Origin of the sequence: Marinobacter sp. Hex_13 (genome assembly GCF_001566815.1) — a bacterium.
GTDB classification, from domain to species: domain Bacteria; phylum Pseudomonadota; class Gammaproteobacteria; order Pseudomonadales; family Oleiphilaceae; genus Marinobacter; species Marinobacter salarius.
The window spans coordinates 93615-119570 of sequence record NZ_LSMM01000060.1; the positions used below are offsets into that span (position 1 = coordinate 93615).

General features: G+C 58.3%; 20 protein-coding genes. 8 read left to right on the forward strand and 12 right to left on the reverse strand.

The annotated features are described in order from the left end of the window. Positions 1-4: 4 nt before the first annotated feature. The 6 genes from AXW11_RS15505 to AXW11_RS15530 are packed head-to-tail and all read right to left on the reverse strand — an operon-like array spanning position 5 to position 5970. Entirely contained in the window at positions 5-1171 is a 1167-nt protein-coding gene (locus AXW11_RS15505; protein ID WP_091641373.1) for a DUF3570 domain-containing protein, read from the reverse strand. Beyond that, positions 1158-1397, reverse strand: a complete 240-nt coding sequence (locus AXW11_RS15510) for a DUF4266 domain-containing protein (protein WP_041334194.1) — start codon at positions 1395-1397, stop codon at positions 1158-1160. Before AXW11_RS15510 ends, AXW11_RS15505 begins: the two co-directional genes overlap by 14 nt. 18 nt (positions 1398-1415) lie before the next feature. Then, the gene (locus tag AXW11_RS15515) at positions 1416-1913 is read right to left on the reverse strand and encodes a TlpA family protein disulfide reductase (RefSeq protein WP_007153661.1); all 498 of its coding nucleotides are present in this window, start codon (positions 1911-1913) and stop codon (positions 1416-1418) included. A 15-nt stretch (positions 1914-1928) separates the two neighbouring features. After that, positions 1929-2576 (reverse strand): outer membrane beta-barrel domain-containing protein, encoded by a 648-nt coding sequence (locus AXW11_RS15520; protein WP_091641376.1) that lies wholly within the window; start codon positions 2574-2576, stop codon positions 1929-1931. Next, positions 2546-3301: an SH3 domain-containing protein gene (locus AXW11_RS15525; protein ID WP_075196258.1), complete on the reverse strand. Its 756-nt coding sequence runs from the start codon at positions 3299-3301 to the stop codon at positions 2546-2548. The genes AXW11_RS15520 and AXW11_RS15525 overlap by 31 nt, the downstream gene beginning before the upstream one ends. A 20-nt stretch (positions 3302-3321) precedes the next feature. Further along, complete coding sequence (locus tag AXW11_RS15530; RefSeq protein ID WP_228301341.1) at positions 3322-5970, reverse strand: HzsA-related protein; 2649 nt, start codon at positions 5968-5970, stop codon at positions 3322-3324. A 397-nt stretch (positions 5971-6367) separates the two neighbouring features. Here AXW11_RS15530 and AXW11_RS15535 point away from each other — a divergent pair, with 397 nt between their 5' ends. The 3 genes from AXW11_RS15535 to AXW11_RS15545 are packed head-to-tail and all read left to right on the forward strand — an operon-like array spanning position 6368 to position 11560. Further along, complete coding sequence (locus tag AXW11_RS15535) at positions 6368-7447, forward strand: hypothetical protein (protein WP_227544187.1); 1080 nt, start codon at positions 6368-6370, stop codon at positions 7445-7447. A 6-nt stretch (positions 7448-7453) separates the two neighbouring features. Continuing rightward, positions 7454-9991 carry a LamG domain-containing protein gene (locus AXW11_RS15540; RefSeq protein ID WP_041334191.1) on the forward strand — a complete coding sequence of 846 codons (2538 nt, stop codon included), beginning with the start codon at positions 7454-7456 and terminating at the stop codon, positions 9989-9991. Between the two features lie 12 nt (positions 9992-10003). After that, on the forward strand, positions 10004-11560 hold the full coding sequence (locus tag AXW11_RS15545; protein WP_041334188.1) for a hypothetical protein: 1557 nt from the start codon (positions 10004-10006) through the stop codon (positions 11558-11560). A 46-nt stretch (positions 11561-11606) separates the two neighbouring features. On the opposite strand, the gene AXW11_RS15550 is transcribed toward AXW11_RS15545, so the two are convergent. Further along, a complete protein-coding gene (locus AXW11_RS15550; RefSeq protein ID WP_041334187.1) occupies positions 11607-12566 on the reverse strand; it encodes an FAD:protein FMN transferase in 960 nt (319 codons plus the stop codon). A gap of 278 nt (positions 12567-12844) precedes the next feature. Here AXW11_RS15550 and AXW11_RS15555 point away from each other — a divergent pair, with 278 nt between their 5' ends. Both AXW11_RS15555 and malK read left to right on the forward strand, forming a co-directional pair. Next, complete coding sequence (locus AXW11_RS15555) at positions 12845-14458, forward strand: alpha-glucosidase family protein (protein ID WP_091641383.1); 1614 nt, start codon at positions 12845-12847, stop codon at positions 14456-14458. Positions 14459-14494: 36 nt separating this feature from the next. Next, positions 14495-15610, forward strand: a complete 1116-nt coding sequence (malK, locus tag AXW11_RS15560) for a maltose/maltodextrin ABC transporter ATP-binding protein MalK (protein ID WP_091641386.1) — start codon at positions 14495-14497, stop codon at positions 15608-15610. A 464-nt stretch (positions 15611-16074) separates the two neighbouring features. Here malK and malG read toward each other — a convergent pair whose 3' ends face one another. The 3 genes from malG to malE all read right to left on the reverse strand — a co-directional run bounded on the left by malG (position 16075) and on the right by malE (position 19835). Beyond that, positions 16075-16965 carry a maltose ABC transporter permease MalG gene (gene malG / locus AXW11_RS15565; RefSeq protein ID WP_041335489.1) on the reverse strand — a complete coding sequence of 297 codons (891 nt, stop codon included), beginning with the start codon at positions 16963-16965 and terminating at the stop codon, positions 16075-16077. A 10-nt stretch (positions 16966-16975) separates the two neighbouring features. Continuing rightward, positions 16976-18469: a maltose ABC transporter permease MalF gene (gene malF, locus AXW11_RS15570; RefSeq protein ID WP_082040585.1), complete on the reverse strand. Its 1494-nt coding sequence runs from the start codon at positions 18467-18469 to the stop codon at positions 16976-16978. 166 nt (positions 18470-18635) lie between these two features. Beyond that, positions 18636-19835, reverse strand: coding sequence for a maltose/maltodextrin ABC transporter substrate-binding protein MalE (malE, locus tag AXW11_RS15575; RefSeq protein ID WP_036205157.1), 1200 nt, complete (start codon positions 19833-19835; stop codon positions 18636-18638). A 262-nt stretch (positions 19836-20097) separates the two neighbouring features. Here malE and AXW11_RS15580 point away from each other — a divergent pair, with 262 nt between their 5' ends. From AXW11_RS15580 to AXW11_RS15590, 3 genes are all read left to right on the forward strand, one after another. Continuing rightward, positions 20098-21921, forward strand: coding sequence for an alpha-amylase (locus tag AXW11_RS15580; protein ID WP_091641388.1), 1824 nt, complete (start codon positions 20098-20100; stop codon positions 21919-21921). 2 nt (positions 21922-21923) lie between these two features. Beyond that, positions 21924-22811 (forward strand): aldo/keto reductase, encoded by an 888-nt coding sequence (locus tag AXW11_RS15585; RefSeq protein ID WP_227517897.1) that lies wholly within the window; start codon positions 21924-21926, stop codon positions 22809-22811. Between the two features lie 166 nt (positions 22812-22977). After that, a complete protein-coding gene (locus AXW11_RS15590) occupies positions 22978-24228 on the forward strand; it encodes a substrate-binding protein (RefSeq protein WP_091641391.1) in 1251 nt (416 codons plus the stop codon). On the opposite strand, the gene tpiA is transcribed toward AXW11_RS15590, so the two are convergent. Both tpiA and eno read right to left on the reverse strand, forming a co-directional pair. Then, on the reverse strand, positions 24225-25013 hold the full coding sequence (gene tpiA / locus AXW11_RS15595) for a triose-phosphate isomerase (protein ID WP_091641394.1): 789 nt from the start codon (positions 25011-25013) through the stop codon (positions 24225-24227). The two genes, AXW11_RS15590 and tpiA, sit on opposite strands and share 4 nt — an antisense overlap. A gap of 33 nt (positions 25014-25046) precedes the next feature. After that, the coding region (gene eno / locus AXW11_RS15600; RefSeq protein ID WP_286792458.1) for a phosphopyruvate hydratase at positions 25047-25956 on the reverse strand (910 nt) is incomplete at its 5' end.

Below are 25956 nucleotides of genomic sequence, written 5' to 3' on the forward strand. Positions count from 1 at the left end.
CTGGTCAGTATTCAAGAATCAGCGATGCCCGGGTTACGAAGGCATCGAACGAATAAAGGGGCTCCTGCCCCGGCAGGAAATCGCCGGACACAGTGACATCCCGGAAGTTGTCATAGCTGAAATCGAGCCAGTCCACCAAGAGGCTCGCCTGCAGGCGCTGGATGCCCGGCAACGAGGTCTGTTTCCACTCGTACACCACGCCGCCACCAAGGGTAGTGCCGGAAAACGCACTCATTTCCTTGTCGCGCGCCAGGTGGGTCTGGGAGTTTTCGAAGGCGTAGAGGTCGCTGTAGAAATCCGCCTCATCCTGGACGTAGTATCGGGCACGTCCCTCCAGCGTCCAGCGCGGATTCAGGGCATGAACGTAAGCGAGCTCAAAGGTCTGGGCGTCAATGCCCCAGCTGTCACTGAAATAGCGAAACTCACCGCGAATCGATGCCCGGTAAGGCAGGTAATACAGGGCCCTGGTAGCCACGGAGAAACTGGTGCGGGTTTCCGGGTAACGCTCAGGCTGGTCAAGAATAAATTTGGTGGGGTCGTTCGGGTCGATATAGCGATTTCGGCGGTAGGGGTTCTCCAGGAAGCCTTCGTCCGTCACCACTTCCAGGTCAACGCCCAGCAGGCTGTTGCGGGTCATGACCTGACTCAGACCGAGTTGGTAATTCTGGCGATCAGCGTCTTCGCTGAACGATTCGTCCCCCCTGACACCCACCTCGTCCTGTCCCCGCGCATAACCCAGGGTGACCGTGGACATGCCGCCGAAGAATTCCTGGCTGACGGAAAAGTAGACGGTGTTGGCTTCGTAATCGTTCTCTGAGCTGTTGGTGTAACCCAGGCTCAGGATGGAGTCCTCATGGAGGTAATCCACCCCGAGGGTGTATTCCGTGCGCTCTTCGGTGTATTCACTGGCCAGCGCCACCACATCCACGGACGCGGCGGATACCATGTCCACGTAATACTGGCCGGACACCGACACCTGGGGGCCCACGCTCTTGCGCACCAGCACGGAGGGGCCATCAATGACCATGCCACCGCCATCATAGCGATGATAAAGGACATCCACGTTGTCTTGCGGCAGCGTTGCTGCGGTGGCGATCTGTACAAACGCCATCGCACACGCCAGCCCCTTTACCAGCACAGGGTACAGCCGGGAGCAATCAGTTACAGCCACAACCACCTCCGGAGCCGCCTTCCGCCCCCCTTGCGGATTCACGGGCCTGGTACACGTGATGCATATAGGCGTCCGCTTTTCCATGCCGGCTCAGGCTCATGACCGGGTCCGCGAGCTTGTCCCGCTCATAGGGCTTCACCCAGGGCTTGATGTCACTGCAACCGGCCGCCCCCGCCGTCATTAGGATCACGATTGCCGATGCCATCACTGCTTTGAAAGGGTTCATACACTCACCTGCCTCAAGCTATTCCCGCACCAGTTGCCGGATCTGCGTTTCGTATTCGTCTTCATAGCCGGGCTGGTAGCCATGATGGAGAAAACGTGCGTTGCCATCTCGGTCAATCATGACCGTGGTCGGCATAGCCTGCACTTCGTACTGTTCGCTGACATCGCTCTGCGGGTCATAAAGGATCGGATAGCTGACTGGCACCTTGTCCAGGAAACGGTGTGCCTCGTCTCGGTTCTCATCCACGTTGACCGCCAGGATGGTGAATCCGAGATCCTTGTACTGAGCGTACAGGTCATCCATCAATGGCATTTCCTGACGACAGGGCCCGCACCAGGACGCCCAGAAGTTGAGCATTACCACTTCGCCACGGAAATCCTGTAGCCGCAGGTTCTCGCCCTGACGGCTTTCAAGAGTGAAGTCCGGCGCCGGAATGTTCATTTCCTCGGCCTGAACGGATGAAACGCCAACCAGCGTCGCCAGGGTCAGGGCCAATCCCAAAAACCGTGTTGTCATCATTGACTCCTGTTATCAGAAAAAGACAGAGAGGCCACCACTGACCTCAGTATTCATGGACGTTTTTTCCTCGCCCAGTACATCAATCCGGTAGAAGTGTTCACGCACCCCCAGATGGATCGATACGCTGTCGGTCAGCAATACCTGGTAGCCAGCGCCCACGTTGAAGGTAAACCGGGTGTCACCGGCAAAGTCCGTGGCACCGGCCCCACCGATCAGGTAGAAGTTGGTATTGAAGGCATAGTTCTCGGTCAGGAAGGCCTCACCGGGCAGCACATTCATGCCAATGTTGATGTTGTAGTAGCGGTAGTCCCGGTCTTCGTCCGACAACACCTGAACATCCCCGGCGAGCTTTTCAAAGCTGGTTTCTCCGCCTTCGGCAAAGCCCACATTGGCTTCAAAAAAGAAGGTTTCGCTGAGGTGGTAGGTCAGCTTGCCGCCCCACAGGAATGACGACTCAAAATCCTCGATATTGATGATGCCGGCGAACGCACCGATCTCGAAGTTCTCGGTGTCGATCAACGCCTCGTCGACCTTCTGGGGCCGCACATCCGGCTCAATCAATGGCCGGTCGTCCTCCTGGGCGCTGACAGCAGCTGGCACCAGCAGCAGGCCCGCAAACGGCAGGACGGTCAGAAGAATATGCTTAATCCGATTTTCCATTCTGTTGCTTCTTCGTTGGTTGCCCGATTGGTAAAAATCTTATAGTCCTTGACCTCGGCACGGATGAAATAGTTGTCCGTGACATAGGCGCGCAGGCCCAGGCCGGCGTGCCCAATGCTGTTATCCCGGTCTCCGGGGTCCGCCAGGGTGGCCTTGGGCTCGATGAAAATATGCCCCACGCCCAGCGTGAAGAACGGCGAAATACGCCAGTGCGGAAACGGCTGGTGAACGATGTTGGCGTTCACCATGCGAATTTCAGAGGCGCTTCCCAGTACCTGCGAACCCCAGAGCTCTGCCGACAGGTTGCGGGTCAGGAGATACCCGCCGTAAACCGCAGTTACCGCCGCGCCCTCGAACTCGCCCATCATCAACCCCGCCTCCCAACGGCGGCTGCTGAAATCATCAAAACGTGGATTACTGAGTGAGACCTGCTCGCCCTCGCCATCCAGCGTCAGTTGCACATCGTCCACATGCACCCAACCTTCACGGCCCTTACGGTCGGTGACTTTCAGCCAGGACGTCTTGCGCATGCGCAGCGTCAGCCACTCGCCCTTTTCGCTGGTATGGAACACCGGATAACCCACAGCCGGGCCGGTGCGCCACTCCACAAACGGTTCCGCCACCTGAACCTGGGGCATTGGCTCGTCGGCACCGCCCCACAGCCAGTCGGCGGCAGCGGACAGGGGCGCAGTTAACATCAACAGCAGTATCAGGGCCAGTCTCATGGTTAACAGTTCGGGTCCTATCAGTCCGCCGGAGCATCAAAGGGGTTGTTGTAATACTGGCCACCGACATCAAGCCATTCCGCGAGGAGTCGCAGCTCGGCAGGGCTCATGAAGTCTTGGTGACTGCCACCGGCACGGAATCGATTGAAGAAGTTGCCGCTGGCACGGGCTCCATTGACGGACATGGTGGGAGGCACGTTGACGTTCACCAGGATGGGAATGGGATTATCGTCATCGTCCAGGATCAGCTCTCCATCTTCGTCCCGCAGGAACTCCCCGGATTCAACCTGCACGTCAACGAGCTGGTCACCGACCAACTCCTGTTCGTTGTCGTTAAACATCAACTCCCGATAGGACTTGAAATGATCGGGCTCATCCGGGGAGGCGCCGTCGCTCAGATCCAGTTGTGCAATCGGCAACTGTGTTGCGTCGGCTGCATCGGTGTTCGAGTGGCACCCGGTACAGGTGTAGTTCTCAACGTTGCCGTTGCCGTCGTCAACGAGTCTCTCAAGCCCCCATAGCGGATGGATATGCTGCTCGTAGTTGATAACGGTCCGACAGGCGGCGCGCCAATCATCGGCGCACTCAGGACGAATTGGCGCGGGCGTTTCAAGGTCCGCATAACTCAACGAGAAGGCTGTGCCCGGTGTGAGACTGGCATCATCGGGGTCTGTCCACTGATCGACATAGACAGCGTCCGGCCCGAGGCGACGGGTTCCGTTAATCCGGGCCCAGGTTTCCGCCATGGTTTCACCCATGTCTGCGAAGAGAGCGGGGTCGGTATTCGGGAATTCGAGGCCGGTGGTCGGCGCGCCTGCGTAGACTGGGGCTGGCCCCGCATCCGGGCGACCATGAGGCACCGCGCTGCCAGGGTTATGGCAACCGCTGCACGCCAGGGTTTCTCCGGGCCTGACGTTCAACCAGTTCTGGTGACGGGGGCCAATCCGTCGTCCTTCATCGTCCAACACGCTGATGGCAAACGCGACGTTGGCGGGCACTGCCACCCGAACCGACCCATCAGGCTCGACCGGCACGTAGCCGAGAATTTCCCGCATCGACTGCGCCTGGCTGCGCCCAAATGCGGTGTTGTCGAAGTCCCTGACCTCTTCATCGGGAATTGAGACCGGCTTTTCGAGTCGAAGGAAGCGCCTGGGAAGGTTGTCCGGAGAAACAATCGCCGGATCGGCTGTCTGCCGAATACCCGCCGGAGAAGTATCAACGCCATCAATGTCGTAGACACTCTGGATCTGCAGTATGCCAAGACCATCCTCTGCAAGGGTCGCCGCATCGCCTGAGAACTGCGATTCGGGAATAAACGTCGGCAGGGACCTTTCGGTCATCAGTACCGCCTCGTCGAACTGTTGGCCTTCCTCGGGCGACTGAATCGGGCGCTGGGTGCCGGACGCCATATCAAGCAACCATAACCCGTAAACGGGAGCGGCGGCCCGATAGGCGCCCGAGGCAATCCGCTCCTGCGTGCAGTTGAGGATGTCGCCATTGCCAGTAGCAAGCCTCAGCCGGCATGGGCTCCAGCTAACGAGGTAGCGACGTGTGCCATCCAGAAACGGGGATACCGAGCTGTAGTTTCCGCGCAGCGAGATCTCATTGCCAAGGGACAACCCGCTGACCAACGGCGTTTGCGCCGAGCCGGGATTGCCGTCAACGCGGATGCCCGCCTCTACATAACGTTCGACATCAATCTCAACCGGAACCGCCCCAAAGTTGTTGGTTTCGGTAGGACGGAGCTGAGCCAGAAGTCGACCGGAATCCGTCGCCTGCGGGCGCAGATACTCAATGTTGACGTCATCGCTGACAGAGCCATGAGAGTGGCGGCCGTAAAGATAACTGAGCCCGGTGCCGTCCGGATTGACCTTATAGAGGTTGAATCCGTTGCCCTGGGTTTGGCCGGCATTGTCCCAGCGGCTAAATACGATGGCGCCTTCGTCCGTTACCAATGGGTCCAGATCGTGGCTCTGGTTGAACGTGATCTGCTCGATGTTGTCCCCGTCAGCATCCATCACGTGCAGGACAAAGGCCGGAACCTCGCGCTCCTCGTCAAGCGCCGGATACTGGGGCTTGCCCTCGTCCAGCAAAATCGCGCGAGACACCCGTTGCCGCGTGGAGGAAAAGACAATGCGGTCATCAGGCAGGTAAGCAGGCGCGATATCCTGCCCTGCTTCGGCGGTGACGTTGGATTCGATAACACGCCGGAGAGTGCCGGAAGATACGTCGTACTCCCAGATGTTCCAGGTTGGCTGTTCGTCCTCATCCGCGTCTTCAATCTCCGGCGCCCTCATGGCAAAGAGAACGCGAGTACCATCGTAAGAGACGGTGAGATCCTTGACGTCGTAGCCAAGCGGCCCCGGGAAAGCGGATGAAGTGATGTCTCGCGACGGCGCGTCGGGAGACGCGCGATCCTTCAGGAACAGGCGAGCGCCGGGACGAAACTCCGCAGGCTCGGCAAGGTTGTCACCGATGAGCGCGCCATTGTCCTCATCGAAAAGCAAGGGGCGTTTTACAAAGACGACCGGATTCTCAACAACCACAGGGTCACGGGACTGACTGTCGCCGCTCTGGAGACACCCTGCAGCGAGCGCGACAGGAAGAAGCGCGAATACCCGGCCCAAGACAGCGAGATGGTAACGTAACCCACTGACGCAAGAGAACATTTTATTTTCGTAATGTTTAGTCACCACCAACGAACCCTGTTTGGCCTGAAAATCCATTTACATACGCTAAGTCGAGACGGGGCCTGTGCTCCAAGCCTTTTACGTAACGCTATGTAATAACGTGGAGCAGCACTCAAAACCGCAGTTAATAGCTCGCCTAGACTTTGAACAATTGTAAAATGGTACTAATGTGCGAATGCTAACGAAATCGAGGGAATCGATCATGACAGTCTTATGTACGACCCGGCAACTTATAAAGAGGACATTTTTACTCACTGTCCTGCTGGCTTTGGTCGGAACGCACGCTACCATCGCAAGCGCTGGCCCGCGGGACCAGGCAAAACGCATCCATGAACGCATCGCCGGTGTTCCTCCTTCTCCGGAGGTACTCGATCAGATGGCGGCAAACATAACCAACAATGGTGCGTCAGGCGCCGTTTCTGCCGCCTACACGGCCATGGAAGATCCAGCGTTTTACGATGTTACCCTCAAAAATTTCGTTGCACCATGGACAAATGAGGCGATGTCCCCCTTCGTGCCGTTGAATGATTACACGGCGACGGTCATCGGTATTGTGCGGGATAATCATGATTTTAGACGCGTCTTATATGACGACATACTCTATGTGGGCAACGCCAGCCTGAACGGCATCTCGGCATACTCAACGTCGAACAACGACAACTATGAGGACCTTGAGCGCTCCGGTTACTCCCTCAGTGATGACAACGCGCTGGAGCAAACCACACAGTCCAGCCTGAACTCCGAATTGCCCACGGGAGCCACGGCCGGTGTGATCACCTCCCGGGCCGCAGCGAGGGCGTTCTTCAGCGCGGGCACCAACCGCGCCATGTTTCGGTTTACCTTGCTCAACCACATGTGCAATGACCTGGAGCAGGTCGCGGACGTATCCCTGCCACCGGACCGCATCCGCCAGGATGTGTCGCGAAGCCCGGGTGGCGACAGCCGGGTATTCCTCAGCAACTGCGTTGGCTGTCATACCGGAATGGACCCCATGACCCAGGCCTTTGCCTACTACGACTACCAGTACAACGCGGACACGGACCCTGACGGCGAACTGGGCAGGCTGATCTACAACTCTGTTAGCGACGTGGACCCGGAAACGGGTACCCGCGTTGTCGCCAAATACCACATCAATTCAACCACCTTTGAGCAGGGATACGTGACGCCGGACGATGGCTGGGACAACTATTGGCGGTCCGGCACCAATCGGCGCCTGGGCTGGGATGGCTCCCTGCCCGGCTCCGGCAACGGCGCCAAGAGCCTGGGGCGGGAGTTTGCCAATTCCGACGCTTTTGCCCAGTGCCAGGTGAAAAAAGTATTCCGCAATGTCTGCCTGCGAGAGCCTTCAAACGATAGCGATCGCTCAAAGATTAGCGAAATCGTTACGAGTTTCCGCAGCGGGTACAACCTCAAAACTGCCTTTGCGGAATCTGCCGCGTATTGCCGGGGGGAATAGGACATTATGAAAACCATAATCAGTAAAGGAACCCGAGCCCCCGCTGCGCTGTTCTCCGTTATTGCCGCCCTGCTATTTCTTGCGGGCTGTAACAGTGGCGAGTCTACCGAAGCCCTTCCGAACACCGGCGGCGGCTCCAATACCGTTAGCTATAGTGGCCCGCCCCCCGCCAGCGACGATGTACTGAATTTCAAGCGCAGCGTGTGGGATGAGCTTTCTGGCCAGAACAAGTGCGGCGCCTGCCACAACGCCGGCGGCCAGTCACCACAGTTTGTGCATGAGGGCGACATCAACATTGCCTACGCCCAGGCCAATACCATTGTTAACCTGTCCGACCCGTCCCAGTCCGAGATGGTGACCAAGGTAGCGGGTGGCCACAACTGCTGGACGACGTCCGTCACTGCCTGTACCGACCTGCTGACGGTCTACATTTCAAACTGGGCGGGTGGCTCGGAGGGATCGGTTAAAACGGTCGAACTTCGCGCTCCAAACATCCAGGACGTGAACAACACACTGACCTTTCCGTCAGACACCGACGACTTTGCAAACACCGTCTACCCAGTACTAACCCAGTACTGCAGCGAATGCCACACCAGCAACGGCCAGACACCCTACATTGCAAGCTCCAATGTCGGCATTGCGTACGATCAGTCCAAAAGCCGCATTGATCTGAACGACGGAAAAGATCCGGTCACCGATGAATGGATACTTACCGATGAAGCTTCTTCAAGGCTCGTAGAAAGGCTGAGAGACGACCGTCATAACTGTTGGGATGCTGAGTGCCTCGATTCTGCCACAGAGATGCTGGCTGCAATCCAGGCCTTCATTGATCGCCTTGGGGATCCGGAGCCAATCCCGTCCAACCTGGTGACCAGCAAGGCACTGAACCTCGCCAACGACGGTCTGTTGGCCAATGCCGGCGGCCGATACGAAGACAACGTCATCGCGCTTTACGAATTCAAAGCAGGCGACGGCCCAACGGCCTTTGATACCAGCGGTATTTCCCCACCCCTGGACCTGACGCTCAGCGGCAACGTTGGCTGGGTTGGCGGCTGGGGTATTGATATTGGCCCGGCCTTTGAAACCGAAGAAGGCGAAATGATCCGTGCCGGCAAGGCTCAAGGCTCCACTGCCGACAGCCGCAAGCTGCACACCCTGCTGACCGCCTCCGGCGAATACGCCATCGAAGCGTGGGTTGTGCCCGGCAACATCACCCAGGAAGACTCCCGCATCGTGACCTACTCCGGCTCCTCCACAGCGCGGAACTTCACGTTGGGCCAGGACATGCAGAGCTACGAGTTCCTGCATCGGAGCACCACCACCGACCAGAACGATCCAATGCTGACCGAAGCCAACCCCATGCTGTTGCAGGCGACCTTGCAACACGTGGTGGTGAACTTTTCACCGGACGGTGGCCGCGAAATTTTTGTGAATGGCGAACCCTCCGGTGATGTCGACCCGGATTCCGCCGGCCTGCTGACCGACTGGGACGACAGTTTCGCCCTGGTGTTGGGCAATGAGACGGACGGTGAATCGCCCTGGGAAGGCGCGGTCAGGATGCTTGCCATCCACAACCGTGCCCTCACCGCAGAGCAGGTTGCCGCCAACTACGACGTGGGCGTTGGCCAGAAGTTCTTCCTGCTGTTCAGCGTATCCCACCTGGTGGATATGCCGGAAAGCTTTATCGTCTTTGAGGTCAGCCAGTTCGACAACTACGGCTATTTGTTCTCAAATCCGTTCTTCATCAGTCTCGACGAGACCCAGTCTCCATCGGGTATACCATTGAAGGGCATGAGAATAGGTATCAACGGCCGCGAAGTGGTTGTAGGCCAGTCGTTTGCCAACCTGGATCTAACACTGAATGCCAGTGATTACGTAGCAGGCTCCGGCCAGCCACTGTCGAGACTCGGCACGGTTCTCGCGCTGGAAGAAGGCCCGGAAAACGACCAGTTCTTCCTGACCTTTGAACAGCTCGGTAGCAACACAGACGTTCGAGTGGAAGGCCCTGCCCCGACGCAGCCACCAGAAACCGGTAGCACGGAATTCTCCGCCATCGGCCTGAAGACGTTTGACGAAGTGAATGCGTCCATGTCCAAGGTGACGGGTATTCCGACCACCCAGCCGGGCGTCGCCGAAACATTCACTACGGTTAAGCAGCAGTTACCGACCGTGGAGGACCTTGAAGGCTTCCTGTCATCCCATCAGATGGCGATTACCCAGATGGCGATCCAGTACTGTGATGTTCTGGTGTCGGATACCACGCGCCGCAACGCCTTCTTCCCGGGCTTTGACTTTGGCGAGAATGCGAGCACTGCGTTTGACGACGCCGGCCGGGATCTCATCAAAACGCCGTTGATGGAGAAGTTCGTCGGCACAAGCCTGACAACGCAACCGAGTGATGCGGACATTGAAGCCGAGCTGGACTCGCTGATGGGACGACTCACCACCTGTGGTGGTGGTAGTTGCGAAGCCGGCCGTACCGAAACCGTTGTCAAAGCAAGCTGCGCAGCCGTACTGGGCAGTGCAGTGACACTGATCCAGTAGAGGACGTTGACCATGTATATCAAACCTTCTCGCAAACGTGCACTGGCGACGGATCAACCTCTCCTGCACAGCGATCACTCAAGACCGAAAACCCGACGCGAGTTCATCGCGCAGGGCTTTATGACCGGTGCAGCCACCCTCTGTGGCGCATCCGTGTTCAGCTTGTTCGCCAATCCACGACAGGCGGCTGCAGCGCTGTCTCCGGACCTCGAGGACTGGAAAGAATCCTGCGGCATCGCCTCCGCAGGCGCGGGCAAGATTCCCTTTATCTGCTTTGACCTCGCCGGCGGTGCCAACATCGCCGGCTCGAATGTGCTGATGGGCAAATCCGGTGGCCAGTTCGACTTCCTGAGCACGGCCGGCTACAACAAGCTGGGCTTGCCCGGCACGATGCTGCCCAACGACCCGGCCTTCGTGAACCAGGAGTTTGGCCTGGCGTTCCATTCCGACAGCGGTTTCCTGCGGGGCATGCAAGACAGCACGTCGATTGCCGCCCGTGGTTTCATCAATGGCGCCATCATTGCCGCCCGTTCCGAGAACGACACCGGCAATAACCCCCATAACCCGATGTACGGCATCAGCAAGGCGGGCGCTGACGGTGAACTACTCACACTTGTGGGTTCGCAGAGCTCAGAAAGTGGCGGCAACTCCATGGCGCCCATGAGCCTGATCAATCCTCAGGTACGCCCCACCAAGATTGACCGCCCGAGCGATGTTTCGGGGCTGGTGGACGTGGGCGACCTGACCGCCATTCTGGATCAGGACGATGCCGTCGCCGTGATGGAGTCCATCCAGCGCATCAGCCGCAAGAAACTGGACAATGTCGATACCACACTTGTCACCAGAGACGATGTGGTGAAGGACCTCGTCAACTGCGGCTATGTTAAAAGCGCAGACCTGACCGAACGCTTTGCCGATCCGTCTTCTATCGATCCATCTCAGGATACGGACATCGTGGGTGGCATTTTCACCGAAGCCCAGTTCAACGAAAACTCGCGGCTGGGCCGGGAAATCCGCAAAACAGCAGCCGTTATGAAACTGGTCCAGAATGGCTACGCCGGTGCCGGTACCGTTACGCTGGGTGGTTATGACTACCACACTGGCGAGCGTGGCACCGGTGAAGAGCGGGACTACCTGGCGGGCCGCTGCATGGGTGCCTGCCTGGAATACGCCCACCGGACGGGCACGCCGCTGATGCTGTACGTGTTCAGCGACGGCTCCGTATCAAGCAATGGTCGGCTGGACGAATCCATGGCCGGGCGCGGCAAAGGCGAGTGGACAGGCGACAACCAGCAGACGGCTGCGTCTTTCTTCCTGGTCTACAGCCCGGCAGGCCAACCCACTGCCCTCACCAACCAGATCGGCTTTATGCGCTCGGACGCCTCCGTGGAAACCGCCTCGAGCCCTGCGGCCAACAACGTAAACCAGTTGGTGCAGACGGTATTGCTCAACTACATGGCCCTGCATGGGGAACAAGGCATGTTCGAGAACTCCGATCGGTTCCCCAATCATGGCCTCGGGAATCAAAACAGCCGTGATCGGCTCATCGCCCTCGAACCGATTGTGTGACCCGGCGTGACCGGGCTTACGGGCCCGGTCGCACACCCCTTTTGCATCACTCCCTTTCCGGCGGCATCAGCCCGTCCGAATAATGCACCTGACGCTGTTCATCAATGATGACGGCGTCGATGCCCTTTAACCGATTGACCATTTCAAGCCCCTTGGCCGCCCCAAGCACAAAGACCGCCGTGGACAAGCCATCGGTTGTGATGCTGTCGTCGCCGAGGATGGTCACACTCTGCACGCCTTTTGCCGGTTTTCCAGTCGCGGGCGAGAGAATATGATGGACACGCTCGTTGTTGTCGTCAAAAAAGAAGCGTTCGTAATCGCCTGATGTCGACACTGCCACGTTGGTCAGTGGCAAAACCATAGCGTTGCGTGATTCAGATCGGGGGTCCCGAATACCCACGATCCAGGGCTTGCCGCGCTTATCACCCAGCAGCCGCAGGTCTCCCCCCGCGCTCAAGCGGGCATGACGAATGCCGAACGATTTCAGGATGTCGATACCACGGTCAACGGTATACCCCTTGGCAATGCCACCCAGATCCAGCCGCACCCCCTCATCAAGGAATCGGACGGTATTGGCACTGGGGTCCAGCACCACCGATCTGTAATTCACCTTTGCCAAGCCTTCCGCCAGCTCTTCATCGGAGGGCTGTTGTCTGGCGCGAAAGTCGTACAGGTAGCCGATGGAACCAAAGCTGATGTCGAAGGCGCCATGGCTCAATTCAGAAATCCTCAGCGCCTGCTGAAGCACCGTAAAGAGACTGTCGCTCACCTCCACCGGTCCGTTGGCCGCCTCGCGGTTAACCCGGGACAGTTCGGAATCTTCCCGGTAACGGCTCATCTGACGGTCGATACGGTCGAACAAAGCCAGCACGGCATCTCCTGCCTCGCTGGCCACGGCCGGATCCTCGGTCCAGAACTCCATCTCTATGGCGGTGGTCATTGCCGTACCGCTCACACGTACCCATTCGGCCTGGGCCGGCATGACCACAGTCAGCAGCATGGCCATACCCCACGCCAACGTCCGTGCAACTGCCCCCTTATTTAACCATCCGTTGTTCACCACCCGCCCTCGTTTCAATAATTGTGTTTGATCGTTGTTTTGATGCCAGCCCCTGACTCATCCCCTCTACGCCCCCCTCATCCCCCCGTCTACGCCAATAAAAAGTGCGTCAGGAGGATGAACAGCCGGGAGCATCGTCGCACTATGCATGAAAGCTATTCCAGCGGATGCTCTCCGCTCTCACAATAACAATCTTTCACCGCCAGGGTGTTAAGCGAGGCAAGATGATGAAAAACCCGGACTGGTGGCGTGGAGCCGTCATTTACCAAGTTTATCCACGCAGCTTCTACGATTCCAATGGCGATGGCATTGGTGACCTGCCTGGGGTTACTGCCAAACTCGATTACATCGCCAGCCTCAACGTGGATGCAATCTGGCTGTCACCCTTCTTTACCTCGCCGATGAAGGACTTTGGCTACGACGTCTCAGACTACCGCGGAGTGGACCCGATATTCGGCACCATTGAGGACTTCGATGAACTCATTGCCGAGGCCCACAAATGCGATCTGAAGATCATGATCGACCAGGTGTTGAGCCATTCCTCCGATCAGCATCGCTGGTTTACTGAAAGCCGCGCCAGCCGCGACAACCCGAAAGCGGACTGGTACGTGTGGGCAGACCCGAATGCCGACGGCACCCCACCCAACAACTGGCTGTCGGTGTTTGGCGGCTCCGCGTGGGCCTGGGATAGCCGCCGCAAGCAATACTACCTGCACAATTTTCTGACCAGCCAGCCGGATCTGAATTTCCACTGCCCGGACGTGGTTGAACAGGTTTTATCAGACGTAAAATTCTGGTTGGACCGTGGCGTTGACGGCTTCCGCCTGGACGCCATTAACTTCTGTTTCCACGATCCGGAACTGAGAGACAACCCGCCCAGTAACGCCGTTGCCGAAGGCTCCATTGGTGTGCGCAAGGAAAACCCTTACGCATACCAGTTCCACAAATACGATAAGACCCGCCCGGAAAACCTGGCCTTTCTGCAGCGCCTGCGTGCCCTGCTCGACCAGTATCCCGGCACGACTACCGTTGGGGAAATCGGCGACGACAACTCCCTGCAGACCATGGCGGAATACACCAGTGGCGGCGACAAGCTGCACATGGCCTATTCCTTTGATCTGCTGACAGAACAGCATGGAGCCGACTTTTTCCATAAGACCGTCGACTCCATCGAGAAAAAACTGACCGACGGCTGGCCCTGCTGGGCCATCGGCAACCATGATGTTTCACGGGTTGCTACCCGCTGGCAGGCGCGTTCGCCCGAACAGTTGAAAGCCTATATGGCAATGCTGCTGACACTCCGTGGCAGCGTTTGCATCTATCAGGGCGAAGAACTGGGGCTGACCGAGGCGGAGCTGGAATACAAAGACCTGGTGGACCCCTATGGCATCAACTTCTGGCCCGAATACAAAGGCCGGGACGGTTGCCGTACACCCATGGTATGGCACAACAAAGAGGCCAATGGTGGCTTCTCCGATGCACGCCCCTGGCTACCGGTTTATGATGAACACTACGGTGCTGCGGTGGCCGTCCAGCACGAACAGGAAAACTCCATCCTGCAGGCATACCGTACATTCCTGGGCTGGCGTGCACAGCAACCGGTACTGTTGAAGGGCGACATTGAGTTTCTGGACAGCCCCGAAAACACTCTGGTTTACACCCGAACTTATGAAGGCGCCACTTTCCTGGTCGCCCTGAACCTGACTGATCAGCAAGTTCGAATCACAGCTCCGGCCGCGGGCCAGAGAGTCAGCGGCGCGCCGGATTTTGTCGGCGGTTCCTGGAATGACCGGGAGCTGGAACTGCAGCCCTGGGGTGTGGAGATTGCAACACTCTGAGTCCGCTTTCACAGATCAAACAAGAAGACATACGTTATGGCCAGCGTCACATTAAGAAACATCTGCAAGAGTTACGACGAAACCCAGGTCACCCGCAATGTGAACCTGGATATCGATGACGGTGAGTTTGTGGTGTTTGTCGGCCCCTCCGGGTGCGGCAAATCCACCCTGCTGCGAATGATCGCGGGGCTGGAGGACATCACCTCGGGCGACCTGTACATCGGCAACGACAAGGTCAACAACCTGCCTCCCAAGGAACGGGAAGTGGGCATGGTGTTCCAGTCCTATGCGCTATACCCCCACATGAACGTGGCGGAAAACATGGCATTCGGGCTAAAACTCGCCAAGACTGACAAGGCCGAGATTGACCGGCGCGTTAACGACGCCGCCAAACTGCTGCAACTGAACAACCTGCTGGAACGCAAACCCAAGGATCTGTCCGGTGGTCAACGCCAGCGGGTTGCGATTGGCCGCACCATCGTTCGGGAACCCACGGTATTCCTGTTCGATGAGCCCCTATCCAACCTCGATGCCTCCCTGCGGGTGCAGATGCGCATCGAGATCTCCCGCCTGCACAAGCGGCTGGACGCCACCATGGTGTACGTCACCCACGATCAGGTGGAAGCCATGACCATGGCCGACAAGATCGTTGCCCTGGATAACGGCACCATCGCCCAGGTCGGCAAGCCCATGGAACTCTACCACTACCCCGCAACAAGGTTCGTGGCAGGCTTTATCGGTTCCCCGAAGATGAACTTCATCGACTGCACCGTGGAGAGTGCCAGCAGCCAGTCCGTAACCGTTACCATGCCCGGCAAACACTCCCTGGAACTGCCCATTAACGGCCATGAGCTGTCCGCTGGTGAATCTGTCACCGTGGGCATTCGTCCGGAGCACCTGAGTAACGACGAAGAAGCGGATATGTACCTGGGCGGCGAAGTCACCGTGGTGGAGCGGCTGGGTTATCAGACCCTGGTGCATATGGACGTGAACGGCGTGGATGGCGTGATCACCATGCGCACCGACGGCAGCGACCCCGTCCAGGAAGGCTCGAAAGTCACCCTGGGCATCAAGGCCATCAAGTGCCACCTGTTCCGCGAAGATGGCAACGCCTGCCCCCGGCTTTACCGGGAACCCTGCATTGATTTTTGATCTGCTCTGACACCTTTTCAGGGGCCGGTTCCGTCACGTACCGGCCCCTTTTTTTTGCCTTTCCAGTCTCGTCTAATCTGGTCTGTCCTGGCCTGGCCGCTAAACAGGCTGGTAGGTCCTCCCGAAACACGCTGTGAATACGTCCCTGTACGCTCGGCTCCGCCATCCATGGCTCCGCACGGTTTCGGGAGGACCTACCAGCCTGTTCAGCTATCAAGGTGGTGACCGCAAAGACCGAGGTTATTCACAGCGTGTTTCGGGAGACCCTACGTCACTGTTCAGCGGTCAAACAATGCTTGAGTTAGGTTGGAGAGTTGGCAGGGGGATCAAAAAAGCCCGGTCAGTAGGGGGGATTAGCCTGACCGGGTCGCGAAGTGCGGAAAAGGAAGACGCATTTCTCGCGGAAGGGCCGCCCGGGATCCTCCGTGGCGGCGTAGGAGAACGTTCAATTCAGTCCAGCGGCATCAACCCTTGACGCCGCCGGCTGTCAGCCCACCAACAATCCATTTCTGGCAGTACAGGAAGATCAGCGTGATGGGCAGCCCGGAGAGCACCGCAGCAGCGGCAAAATCGCCCCACAGGTAATTCTGCTCGTACAGGTACTGCTGCGCGCCGACCGCCAGGGTCAGCTTGTCGGTGTCCACCAGCAACACGGATGCCATCGGGTATTCCATGATGGTCATGATGAAGGCCAGGATGAACACCACCACCAGGATCGGTACCGACAACGGCAGCAGGATGTAGCGGAACGCCTGCCACGTGGTTGCCCCATCCACGATGGCGGCTTCTTCCAGGGAGCGGTCAATGGAATCGAAGTAGCCCTTGATGGTCCAGATATGCAAGGCCATACCGCCGAGCGAGGCCACGATCACAGCACCGTGGGTGTTCAGCCCCAACCAGCTCACATGGTTGCCTATCTGGTCAAACAGGGCATACAGCGCCACCAGAGACAGCACCGGCGGGAACATCTGGAAGATCAGCATCGACTTGAGCACAAAGCCTTTGCCTGCAAAACGCATGCGGGCGAAGGCGTAGGCACTGGTGGTCGAGAGAGCCAGGATCATCACCGAGGAGATCACTGCGATCTTGATGGAGTTCCACAGCCACAACAATACCGGGAACGGCGGCTGGGTGACCGTGCCGTCCTCCCCGGTGTAGGGAATGCCCAGCGCCAGGTACCAGTGTTCCAGCGAAGGGTTCTCCGGCAGCAGGCTGCCGGCTGCAAAGTTACCGCTGCGGAAGGAGATGGAGATCACCATCAGCAGCGGGAACAGGATGATCACGATAAAGCCCAGCATCCCGAGATGGGACGCCAGAACGCGATACTTGGTGGAGCGGGGTTGAACCATTGCCATGGGTAGCTCCTTACACTTTGACTTTGGACAGTTTCAGGTTGATCAGCGACAGGGCGCCAACCACCAGGAAGATGGCTGTGGCAATCGCAGCCGCCAGGCCAAAGTTCTGTCCGGAATCCTGGAACGCGATGCGGTAGGTGTAGCTCACCAACAGGTCTGTGGTGCCCGCAGGTGTGCTTGCGCCGATAATATCGGGCGCGCCACCGGTCAATAGCGCAATCAGGACGAAGTTATTGAAGTTGAACGCAAAGCTTGCGATCAACAGCGGCATCAATGGCTTGATGATCAGCGGCAGGGTGACATTGAACAGGTTGTTCACCGGCCCTGCCCCGTCCATCGCGGAGGCCTCGTAGAGATCCCTCGGTATCGCCTGCAGTAAGCCCATGCAGAGCAACATCATGTAGGGGTAGCCCAACCAGGTGTTAACGATCAGGATCATGGTTCGCGCCAGCGCCGGGTCACTGAACCAGTCAGGCCGCATTCCGAACAGGCCTTCCAGTACCAGATTGATCTCACCGAAGTTCTGGTTGAACAGGCCCTTGAACACCAGGATCGAGATAAACGCCGGTACCGCATAGGGCAGGATCAGCATGGTGCGGTAGAAGCCCTTTCCGCGAATCTGGTCCCACTGCAGGAGGTTCGCCAGCAACAGCCCGAGCGCCAGGGTGAACACCACGGTTGCCACGGCAAAGGACAGCGTCCATACGAAGATCTCAAAGAACGGCCCGCGAATGCTCGGGTCGGACACCACCTTCAGGTAGTTGTCCCAGCCGATGTTCACGGTCCACCCCGGCGACAGTGTCTGACCTTCCGCACTGCGGTAGAAGCCGGTGTCGTGGTCCGGAAAGTAGGTCACGTCCGTCTGGTTGTTGGTGATGCTGCCGTTGTCGTGCAACGTGAACTGGGCGTTGATGGCCGCAAAGGCACGCAGGCTGGCCATGCTCAGCTCGCGCCCGTCTTCGGTCAGCAGGTCCAGCTCCGACAGTTCCGATCGCAACTGGATAATGTCGCGAATGGCCAGCGGCTCGCCAGCCGGCTTATCCGAAGCGGGTAAGACCGGCGCGCTGGTGTCGGAACCGTCCAGCGCCAGCGGAGCCGAAACCAGGTTCTGGTGCTTACCCTCAAGGTAGATCACATAACCGGCATCGGTGTTGAAAAGCTCATAGTTATAGCGGACGGAATCGGACTGGTAGGTCCGGTCCATCAGGTTGTCCTTCACCTGCTCAAAACTCAGCAGGTTGCTGGCACTGTAGTTGGTAAAGCCAATACCAACCGTGTACATCAGCGGGAAAATAACAAACACCCCCATACCGGCTACTGCGGGGAAAATGTAGCGATGGGCGTAGAGTTTCTTGTTCACGAACACAAACACCGCCGATGCCGTCAGCACCAGGAACAGCATCGCGAACACGAACTCCTGCTGGGCATACAATGCCAGTATCAGGTAGAGCGCCATGCCTACCAATGCGGCCAGGGCACCCCACTTTAGAATTATTCGGGTCATTGGAAGTCTGCTTTCGGTTCCGGGGGAGGACAGGGTTTCCGTTATCATTGTAGTCAGCCCGTTTAAAGCCGTCGCCAACGTCTGGCGAGGGCAGGTTTACAACAACAGGTCAGCACGGCTGGGAGAACCATCGGCACGGCGGCCGACGGCACTCCCATCAGGGGCATTACCGGGTAATGCGCTGTGCTGCTGAGTTCAGGGCGTCCTCAACGGGCTGTCTTCCAGATGTGATGTTCTGCAGAGCCGGCCCCATGGAGGACCAGAAAGCGCCCATGGCAGGCACACTCGGCATGGGTTCACCCAACTGGGCGTTTTCAAACGTCGCCGCAATATTCGGGTTGGACGACAGTTCGTCCATAAATTCCTTGTTGGCCACGGCTCCCAGGGGAACATCGTTGTTCACCATTTTCAGGCCTTTGACGGACAGCGCATAGTTCTCAAGGAACTCTACCGCCAGGTCCTTATTGGGGCTGGCCGTGTTGAGAGTCGCCGCCATCACGCCAACCATGGGTTTGCTGGGCTGGCCATCGACGGTGGGCAACTTGGCAACGCCAAAGTCAATGTCGCTCTTCTCCAGGTTACCCCAGGCCCATGGGCCGTTGATCATCATTGCGGTTTCGCCCTTGTTGAAGCTGGACTCCATGGCGCTGTAATCCGCACCGCGAGGCATCACGCCTTCTTCAATCAGGGTTGTGAGCATGTTGGCGCCCTTCATGGCACCTTCGTTGTTCACGCCAGTGTCCTTGACGTCGTAGCTGCCGTCTTCGTTCTGGGCGAAAATATAGCCGCCGGCCGCGGCAATCATTGGCCAGGTGAAATAGGTGTTGTTGTAGTCCCAGAGGATGGCGCGCTTGCCATCTTCCGCCAGTTGTTTGTGAATGGCGGGAATGTCCTCGAAGGCGGTTGGCGGCTCGGGCACCAGATCCTTGTTGTAGATCAGACCAATGGACTCGACGGCCATGGGGTAACCGTACATCTTGCCATCGACGGTCACAGCATCCCAGGTGAAATCGAAGTTCTCGTCGATAACACGCTGTGACGGCTTGACCTCGGAAATGATGCCGCTTTGCGCCCATTCGCCGAAACGGTCATGGGCCCAGATAAAGATGTCCGGGCCATTGCCCGTGGCGGCGGATTGCTGGAACTTGTCAGTGGCGCTGTCTGGATGAGCCACTTCAACGGGGATGCCGGTTTCCTCGGTAAACCAGTCACCCACTTCCTGCAGGCCATCATAGCCTTTGTCGCCATTGATCCAGACCAGGAGCTTGCCTTCCTCGATCTCGGCGTGAGCCGGTGCGGACATGCCAAAGGTTGCTGCAACAATGGAAGCTGCGAGTGAACTACGGATAAAAGTTCGACGATTCATCAGGTGTTTCCTCTGCTTGTTCCTGCCTTATTCTTGTTGTCCGCCCTGACACGAGGTTGGCCGGGCGGGCTGAACGCAAATCTTTTTATTGCGAGTAACCGAACTGTGTTGCAATTTGCTGTTGCTGGCATCAGCCCTGATTTCATTCCCTGAGGCGTAGAACGGGGGAGTAGTGAGGCGTAGTGAATTCCGTCTACCACCCACCGTTCAGGTCTGGTTTGATTGGATAACCACAACAATAAATGGAACCGGAGCCCATTGCATGAGCCAGACCCCGAAAAAAATCAGGTTTACCGCCAGCCTTGTGACGTGCCTCTCGCTTGCCGGCTGCGCCGGTGGCCAGTTCGAGACCGCCGCCCCACCCTCGGACAACCGCGCTGTTTCAACCGGCGGGATGTGCACCGCCACCCAGGCAGAGATGACCGTTACCGTCGGCAATGCCTTCAAAGACGGCGACTGGGTGCGAGACTACTACAGTGGCAACAAGGCACAGGTGATAAATGGCCAGGTCACACTCACCCCGGCCTCGGACGCCGAAGGCCTGTTACTGCTGGAAGCCGTCGACGCTCCGGAGCAGAGCTTCACCTGGGCGGGTGCGACCGTCTACTTTACCGTGACAGATCGCTTTGCCAACGGCCGCACCGACAACGACCTGAACTACGGTCGCAAGCCCGACGGCATGGATGAAATCGGCACCTTCCACGGCGGGGACTTTGCTGGCCTGACACAGAAGCTGGACTACCTGAAGGATCTCGGCGTCAATGCTGTCTGGGTCACCCCACCGTTCGAGCAGATTCATGGCTGGGTTGGCGGTGGTGACCAGGGGGACTTCCAACACTATGGGTACCATGGCTATTACGCTCTGGACTTCACCCGCCCTGACGCCAACTTCGGCACCCGCGAGGAATTCCGCACCCTGGTGGAAGAAGCCCATGCCCGCGGCATCCGCGTGGTTATGGACGTGGTTATGAACCACCCGGGCTACGCCACCCTTCAGGATATGCAGACCTTCAACGTTGGCGGGCTGCGCGAAGGCTTCGAAAAGCACCTGCCCGAACAATGGGGCGACTGGCGACCGGAATCCTGGGAGAACTTCCACGCCTACCATGCGTTGATCGACTACGATCATCCGGGCTGGGCCAACTGGTGGGGCAAGGACTGGGTTCGCGCCGGCATCGGCGACTACGACACGCCGCCCAAAGCCTCCATTGATCCGGTACGGGGCTCCCTCGCCTTCCTGCCGGATTTCAAGACGGAATCCACCCAGGCAGTGGACCTGCCCATTTTCCTGCAGAACAAGGAAAACACCCGCGCCACACAGCTTGAAGACGCCACCGCCCGGGATTATCTGGTCACCTGGCTGACCGATTGGGTGCGCGAGTTCGGTGTTGATGGTTTCCGGGTGGACACCGCCAAGCACGTGGAGCCGGAAGCCTGGAAACAACTGAAAACCAAAGCTCAGAATGCACTGGACACCTATCGCGCCAATAATCCCGGCCAGCCGTTGCCAGCGGAGGAATTCTGGATGGTCGCGGAGGTATTCCCCCATACCGTGACCCGAAGCAGCTACTTTGATGCCGGATTCGACGCCGTCATCAACTTTGACCTGCAGGAGGAAGCCCAGGCCGGTGCAGCTTGCCTGCCCGCCATGGAGCCCATCTACAGCGAGTATTCCGACAAGATGCACGGCGACAAACCCTTCAACGTCATGAGCTATATCTCATCCCACGACACCCAGCTGTTCAGCCGCATTGCCGAAAACAAACCGGCGATGCAGAAGCGGGTCGCCGCCGCCTTGCTGTTTACACCAGGCACCAGTCAGATATTCTACGGAGACGAATCCGGCCGCGCTTTCGGGCCCACGGGTTCTGACGGCCACCAGGGCACCCGTTCGGACATGAACTGGGCCGACATCGAAAATGGCACGGCACAGCCGGTCCTGTCCCACTGGACAAAGCTGGGCCAGTTCCGGGCACGTCACCCGGCAATTGGTGCCGGGGAACACAAACAACTCAGTACCAAACCCTACGTCTTTTCAAGAACCCACGGCGACGACCGGGTGGTGATCGCCTTCGGCAAGGAGTAATCGTGCAAAACACCCAAACAGCAGGATTCACACCGGAAACACCCCTGATTCTGGGAATGATGCGGCTCCATGACCATCCCAGCCTCACGCAACCGGCCCGGCTTGCGGACTGGATTGCCGCGCGGCTGGATGACGGCCTGAACGTGTTCGATCATGCCGACATCTACGGTGGTGGCGAGTGTGAACGGCTGTTCGGGGATGCATTACGTGCTCACCCGGCCCTGGCCCAAAACCTGCAGGTGATCACCAAAACCGGCATTGTTCCGGCCGACCGGGACACCTCGCAGTGGCGGGTAAAACACTACCGGGCCGAAGCGGATTATGTGGAGAACGCGATCAACAAGGCCATCGCCTCACTGGCGGTAGAACAGATTGACACCTTTCTGATTCACCGTCCTGATCCGTTGATGCAGGCCGAGGACGTCGCGCGAGTGCTGGAAGCGGCGGTGTCCGCGGGTAAGATTCGCCAGATCGGCGTCTCCAACTTCCTGCCCGAGCAATGGCGATGGCTGGCCCGGAACACCGAGCTACCGCTGGTGTGCAATCAAAGCCAGTTATCCCTGCTCCACACCGATCCGTTGTTCGATGGCACCCTTGAAGCTCATCTTGCGGATGGACTGCGCTGGTTGGCGTGGTCTCCGCTGGGTGGTGGTGGCCTGGCGGACCGAATCCCGGCAGAGCTGATGGAAGAGGCTCGGGAAGAAACCGGTCTGGATGACACCGGCCTGGCTATCGCCTGGTTACGACAGATTCCCGGAACGCCCATACCCGTGCTGGGCTCCATGAATCCCGAGCGTATTCACTCAGCGCTCAATGGCGCTCGAAGCCCTATGCCACGGGGCCTCTGGTACCGGCTTCTGGAATCGGTTCGCAATACCGCAGTTGCCTGACCCGGAAGTGCGTTGTGACGTCCGTCAACGCCTGACAATTCGTTACACAACTTCCACCTTCGTCCGATTGTTGCTTTTGCAGAGAGCCGCGACACTGGTCCTGATCCACAACAACAATATCAGGGCCCGCGTTACCGGCCCGGCGCGACCAAGGAGGCCTGTGCCAATGCTCTGCAAGAAGCTGCTTCTCTCTTTGTTACTGACCCTGCTGGCGACGGCTCCCGTTGCAGCGGAAACCCTGAAAATCGGGCTCAACTACCCGCAGACCGGCCGCTACAAGGACCAGGGCCTGCAACAACGCCTGGGCGCCTTCCTGGCCGTCGATGAAATCAACAAGGCCGGCGGCATCATGGGCCGCGAAGTGGAACTGGTGATACGCAACACCTCCGGCGAACCGGACAAGGGCGCCAAAAACACCGCTGAGCTGATCGACCGCGAAGGGGTGCAAATGGTATTCGGTGGCGTTTCCAGCGCAGTAGCCATTGCCTCCGGCAGAGCTGCAAGGGACCGAAACCGCATCTACTTCGGAACCCTGACCTACTCCAACGCCACCACCGGCGCCGCCGGCCACAGTCACATGTTTCGCGAACCCTATAATGCCTGGATGACGGCGAAGGTACTGAGCCAATATCTCAATACCCAGCATGCCGGCGACGAATACTTTTACATCACGGCAGACTACACCTGGGGCTGGTCGGTAGAGAAATCGGTCCGGAAATTCACCAATACCGAAAACACCGACGCTCACAAGGGCGTTAAGACACCCTTCCCTCGCGCGTTAATTACGGATTTTCGCCAGGCTCTGGAACAGGCGGAACAAAGTGGCGCGAAGGTCCTGATGATGGTGTTGTTTGGCGACGACATGGTGCGTGCGCTGAACGTCGCCTACGAAATGGGTTTGACGAAGAAAATGCAGGTGGTGGTACCCAACCTCACGCTCGGCATGGCCCGCCAGGTAGGCCCGACCATTATGGAAGGTGTCGTTGGCGGATCGCCCTGGGTGTGGAGCGTTCCCTACCAGTACAACTACGCCCGCGGTAAGGAATTCGTAGAGGCCTTCTCAAGCCGCTACGAGATGCGCCCCTCCACCGCGGCGGCCTCTGCCTACAGCATCGTCTACCAGTACAAGGATGCCGTGGAAAGGACCGGTACCACGGACACACGCCAGCTTATTCGAGCCCTGGAAGGCCACCGGTACACTTTCCTGAAGGACGAGCAGTACTGGCGCGACTTCGACCACCAGAACATCCAGACGGTCTACGTTGTGAGGGTTAAGCCCCGCAATCAGATCATGGAAGACGAGTACTCGGCTGACTACTTCGAGATCATCGACTCAATGCCCGGCGATGAGGCCGCCCAGACCCGGCAGGAATGGGAAGCCAGACGCAAGGAAGCCGGACAGCCGCTCAACCTCTAGGTGAGCGTCGATGTCACAGGGTTAACCGTGTTTGCCAGCGCCGCGCCAATGTTTGAAAACTCGTCAGCCTGCAGGGACGCCCCGCCGATCAGGCCGCCATCCACTTCGGGTGACGAGAACAGAGCTGCCGCGTTGGCCGCTTTCACACTGCCACCATAAACAATGCGCACGGACTGCCCTGCGCCTGTCTCACAGTTTTCCAGAAACTGGCGGATAGCCCGGTGGGTGTCCGCCACCTGCTCCGGGGTAGCGGTCCTGCCGGTGCCAATAGCCCAGACCGGTTCATAGGCAACGATGCTGCCAGCCAGGCCGGACATGCCGCATTGGTCAATCACCATCTGCAGCTGTCGCTGAACGACCTTCATCGTCCACCCCTGCTCCCGCTCTTCCAACGTTTCGCCAACACACATCACCGGTATCAGCCCCGCGGAGAGCACCTGCTGAAACCGGGCAGCAACATCATCGTCGGACTCGTGGTAAAGCGCGCGTCGCTCCGAATGCCCGACCAATACGTAACGGCACCCCATTTCATGCAACATGGTGGCGCTTACTTCCCCGGTGTGTGCACCGGACGTCGCACGGCTGGCATTCTGCGCCCCGAGTGCAATGCCGGTGTACCCGAGCAGGTCCCGCACCTGGAACAGATAGGGAAACGGCGGGCAAATGGCCATATCAATGGTTTTGCGAAAGGGGCGGAGCTTTGCCAGCATCCGCACAAGCAACGCCTGGTTGGAGTGCAGGCTGCCGTTCATTTTCCAGTTCGCAATCAGAATGGGTTTTCTCATGGTTTGTCTCCTGTGATTCCTCGTATCGACGTGTCAGGTATCCAGGGCACAGCGAATGGCTCCAACACCGGGATAGAAAGCGTGGGCGCCAAGGTCCTGCTCGATACGAAGCAACCGGTTATACTTGGCGACACGGTCAGAGCGGCAGAGGGAACCAGTCTTGATCTGACCTGCTCTGGTTGCCACTGCCAGATCGGCAATAAACGTATCCTCGGTTTCACCACTGCGATGGGATATAACCGCGGTGTAGCCAGCATCCTGTGCCGTTCCAATGGCTTCAAAGGTTTCCGTGAGGGTGCCTATCTGGTTGAACTTGATCAAAACCGAATTGGCGATGTCCTTCCGCACGCCATCCGCGATCAGTGACGCATTGGTCACGAACAGGTCATCCCCTACCAGTTGCACCCGCTCCCCCAGCTTTTCGGTCAGCAGCTTCCAGCCATCCCAGTCGTCCTCATCCATACCGTCCTCGATGGACGCGATGGGGTACTGCATCGCCAGCGACAGCAGATAATCGGCAAAGCCAGCGGAGTCAAAGCTTGCTCCGGCTCCGGACAACTCGTAGCGGCCATCGCGATAGAACTCGGACGCGGCACAGTCCAGAGCCAGCACGATATCCGTGCCCGGCCGATAACCCGCCCTGACGACCGCTTCCAGGATAAGATCCAACGCCTCTTCGCTGGAGCGCAGATCCGGCGCGAAACCGCCTTCGTCACCAATGGCGGTGGAAAGGCCTTTCTCGGTCAGCAATGACTTCAGTGCATGGAAGGTTTCGACACCCATTCGCAATGCCTCGCTATAGCTGGGCGCTCCGACCGGCTGGATCATGAATTCCTGAAGATCAACGGTATTGTCTGCATGGGCACCGCCGTTGATGATATTCATCATGGGTACCGGCAACACACACGGACCGGAGCAACCATAGAGTTCTGCCAGATAGCGG

What these genes read in the sequence shown, in the direction of transcription:
- AXW11_RS15545 (WP_041334188.1), top strand. Translation starts at nt 10,004, where the DNA reads ATGTATATCAAACCTTCTCGCAAACGTGCACTGGCGACGGATCAACCT.
- AXW11_RS15525 (WP_075196258.1), bottom strand. Translation starts at nt 3,301, where the DNA reads ATGAGACTGGCCCTGATACTGCTGTTGATGTTAACTGCGCCCCTGTCC.
- AXW11_RS15540 (WP_041334191.1), top strand. Translation starts at nt 7,454, where the DNA reads ATGAAAACCATAATCAGTAAAGGAACCCGAGCCCCCGCTGCGCTGTTC.
- AXW11_RS15555 (WP_091641383.1), top strand. Translation starts at nt 12,845, where the DNA reads ATGATGAAAAACCCGGACTGGTGGCGTGGAGCCGTCATTTACCAAGTT.
- malG (WP_041335489.1), bottom strand. Translation starts at nt 16,965, where the DNA reads ATGGCAATGGTTCAACCCCGCTCCACCAAGTATCGCGTTCTGGCGTCC.
- AXW11_RS15550 (WP_041334187.1), bottom strand. Translation starts at nt 12,566, where the DNA reads ATGGCCATGCTGCTGACTGTGGTCATGCCGGCCCAGGCCGAATGGGTA.
- AXW11_RS15535 (WP_227544187.1), top strand. Translation starts at nt 6,368, where the DNA reads ATGGCGGCAAACATAACCAACAATGGTGCGTCAGGCGCCGTTTCTGCC.
- malF (WP_082040585.1), bottom strand. Translation starts at nt 18,469, where the DNA reads ATGACCCGAATAATTCTAAAGTGGGGTGCCCTGGCCGCATTGGTAGGC.
- malK (WP_091641386.1), top strand. Translation starts at nt 14,495, where the DNA reads ATGGCCAGCGTCACATTAAGAAACATCTGCAAGAGTTACGACGAAACC.
- AXW11_RS15515 (WP_007153661.1), bottom strand. Translation starts at nt 1,913, where the DNA reads ATGACAACACGGTTTTTGGGATTGGCCCTGACCCTGGCGACGCTGGTT.
- AXW11_RS15510 (WP_041334194.1), bottom strand. Translation starts at nt 1,397, where the DNA reads ATGAACCCTTTCAAAGCAGTGATGGCATCGGCAATCGTGATCCTAATG.
- AXW11_RS15580 (WP_091641388.1), top strand. Translation starts at nt 20,098, where the DNA reads ATGAGCCAGACCCCGAAAAAAATCAGGTTTACCGCCAGCCTTGTGACG.
- AXW11_RS15590 (WP_091641391.1), top strand. Translation starts at nt 22,978, where the DNA reads ATGCTCTGCAAGAAGCTGCTTCTCTCTTTGTTACTGACCCTGCTGGCG.
- malE (WP_036205157.1), bottom strand. Translation starts at nt 19,835, where the DNA reads ATGAATCGTCGAACTTTTATCCGTAGTTCACTCGCAGCTTCCATTGTT.
- tpiA (WP_091641394.1), bottom strand. Translation starts at nt 25,013, where the DNA reads ATGAGAAAACCCATTCTGATTGCGAACTGGAAAATGAACGGCAGCCTG.
- AXW11_RS15530 (WP_228301341.1), bottom strand. Translation starts at nt 5,970, where the DNA reads ATGTTCTCTTGCGTCAGTGGGTTACGTTACCATCTCGCTGTCTTGGGC.
- AXW11_RS15520 (WP_091641376.1), bottom strand. Translation starts at nt 2,576, where the DNA reads ATGGAAAATCGGATTAAGCATATTCTTCTGACCGTCCTGCCGTTTGCG.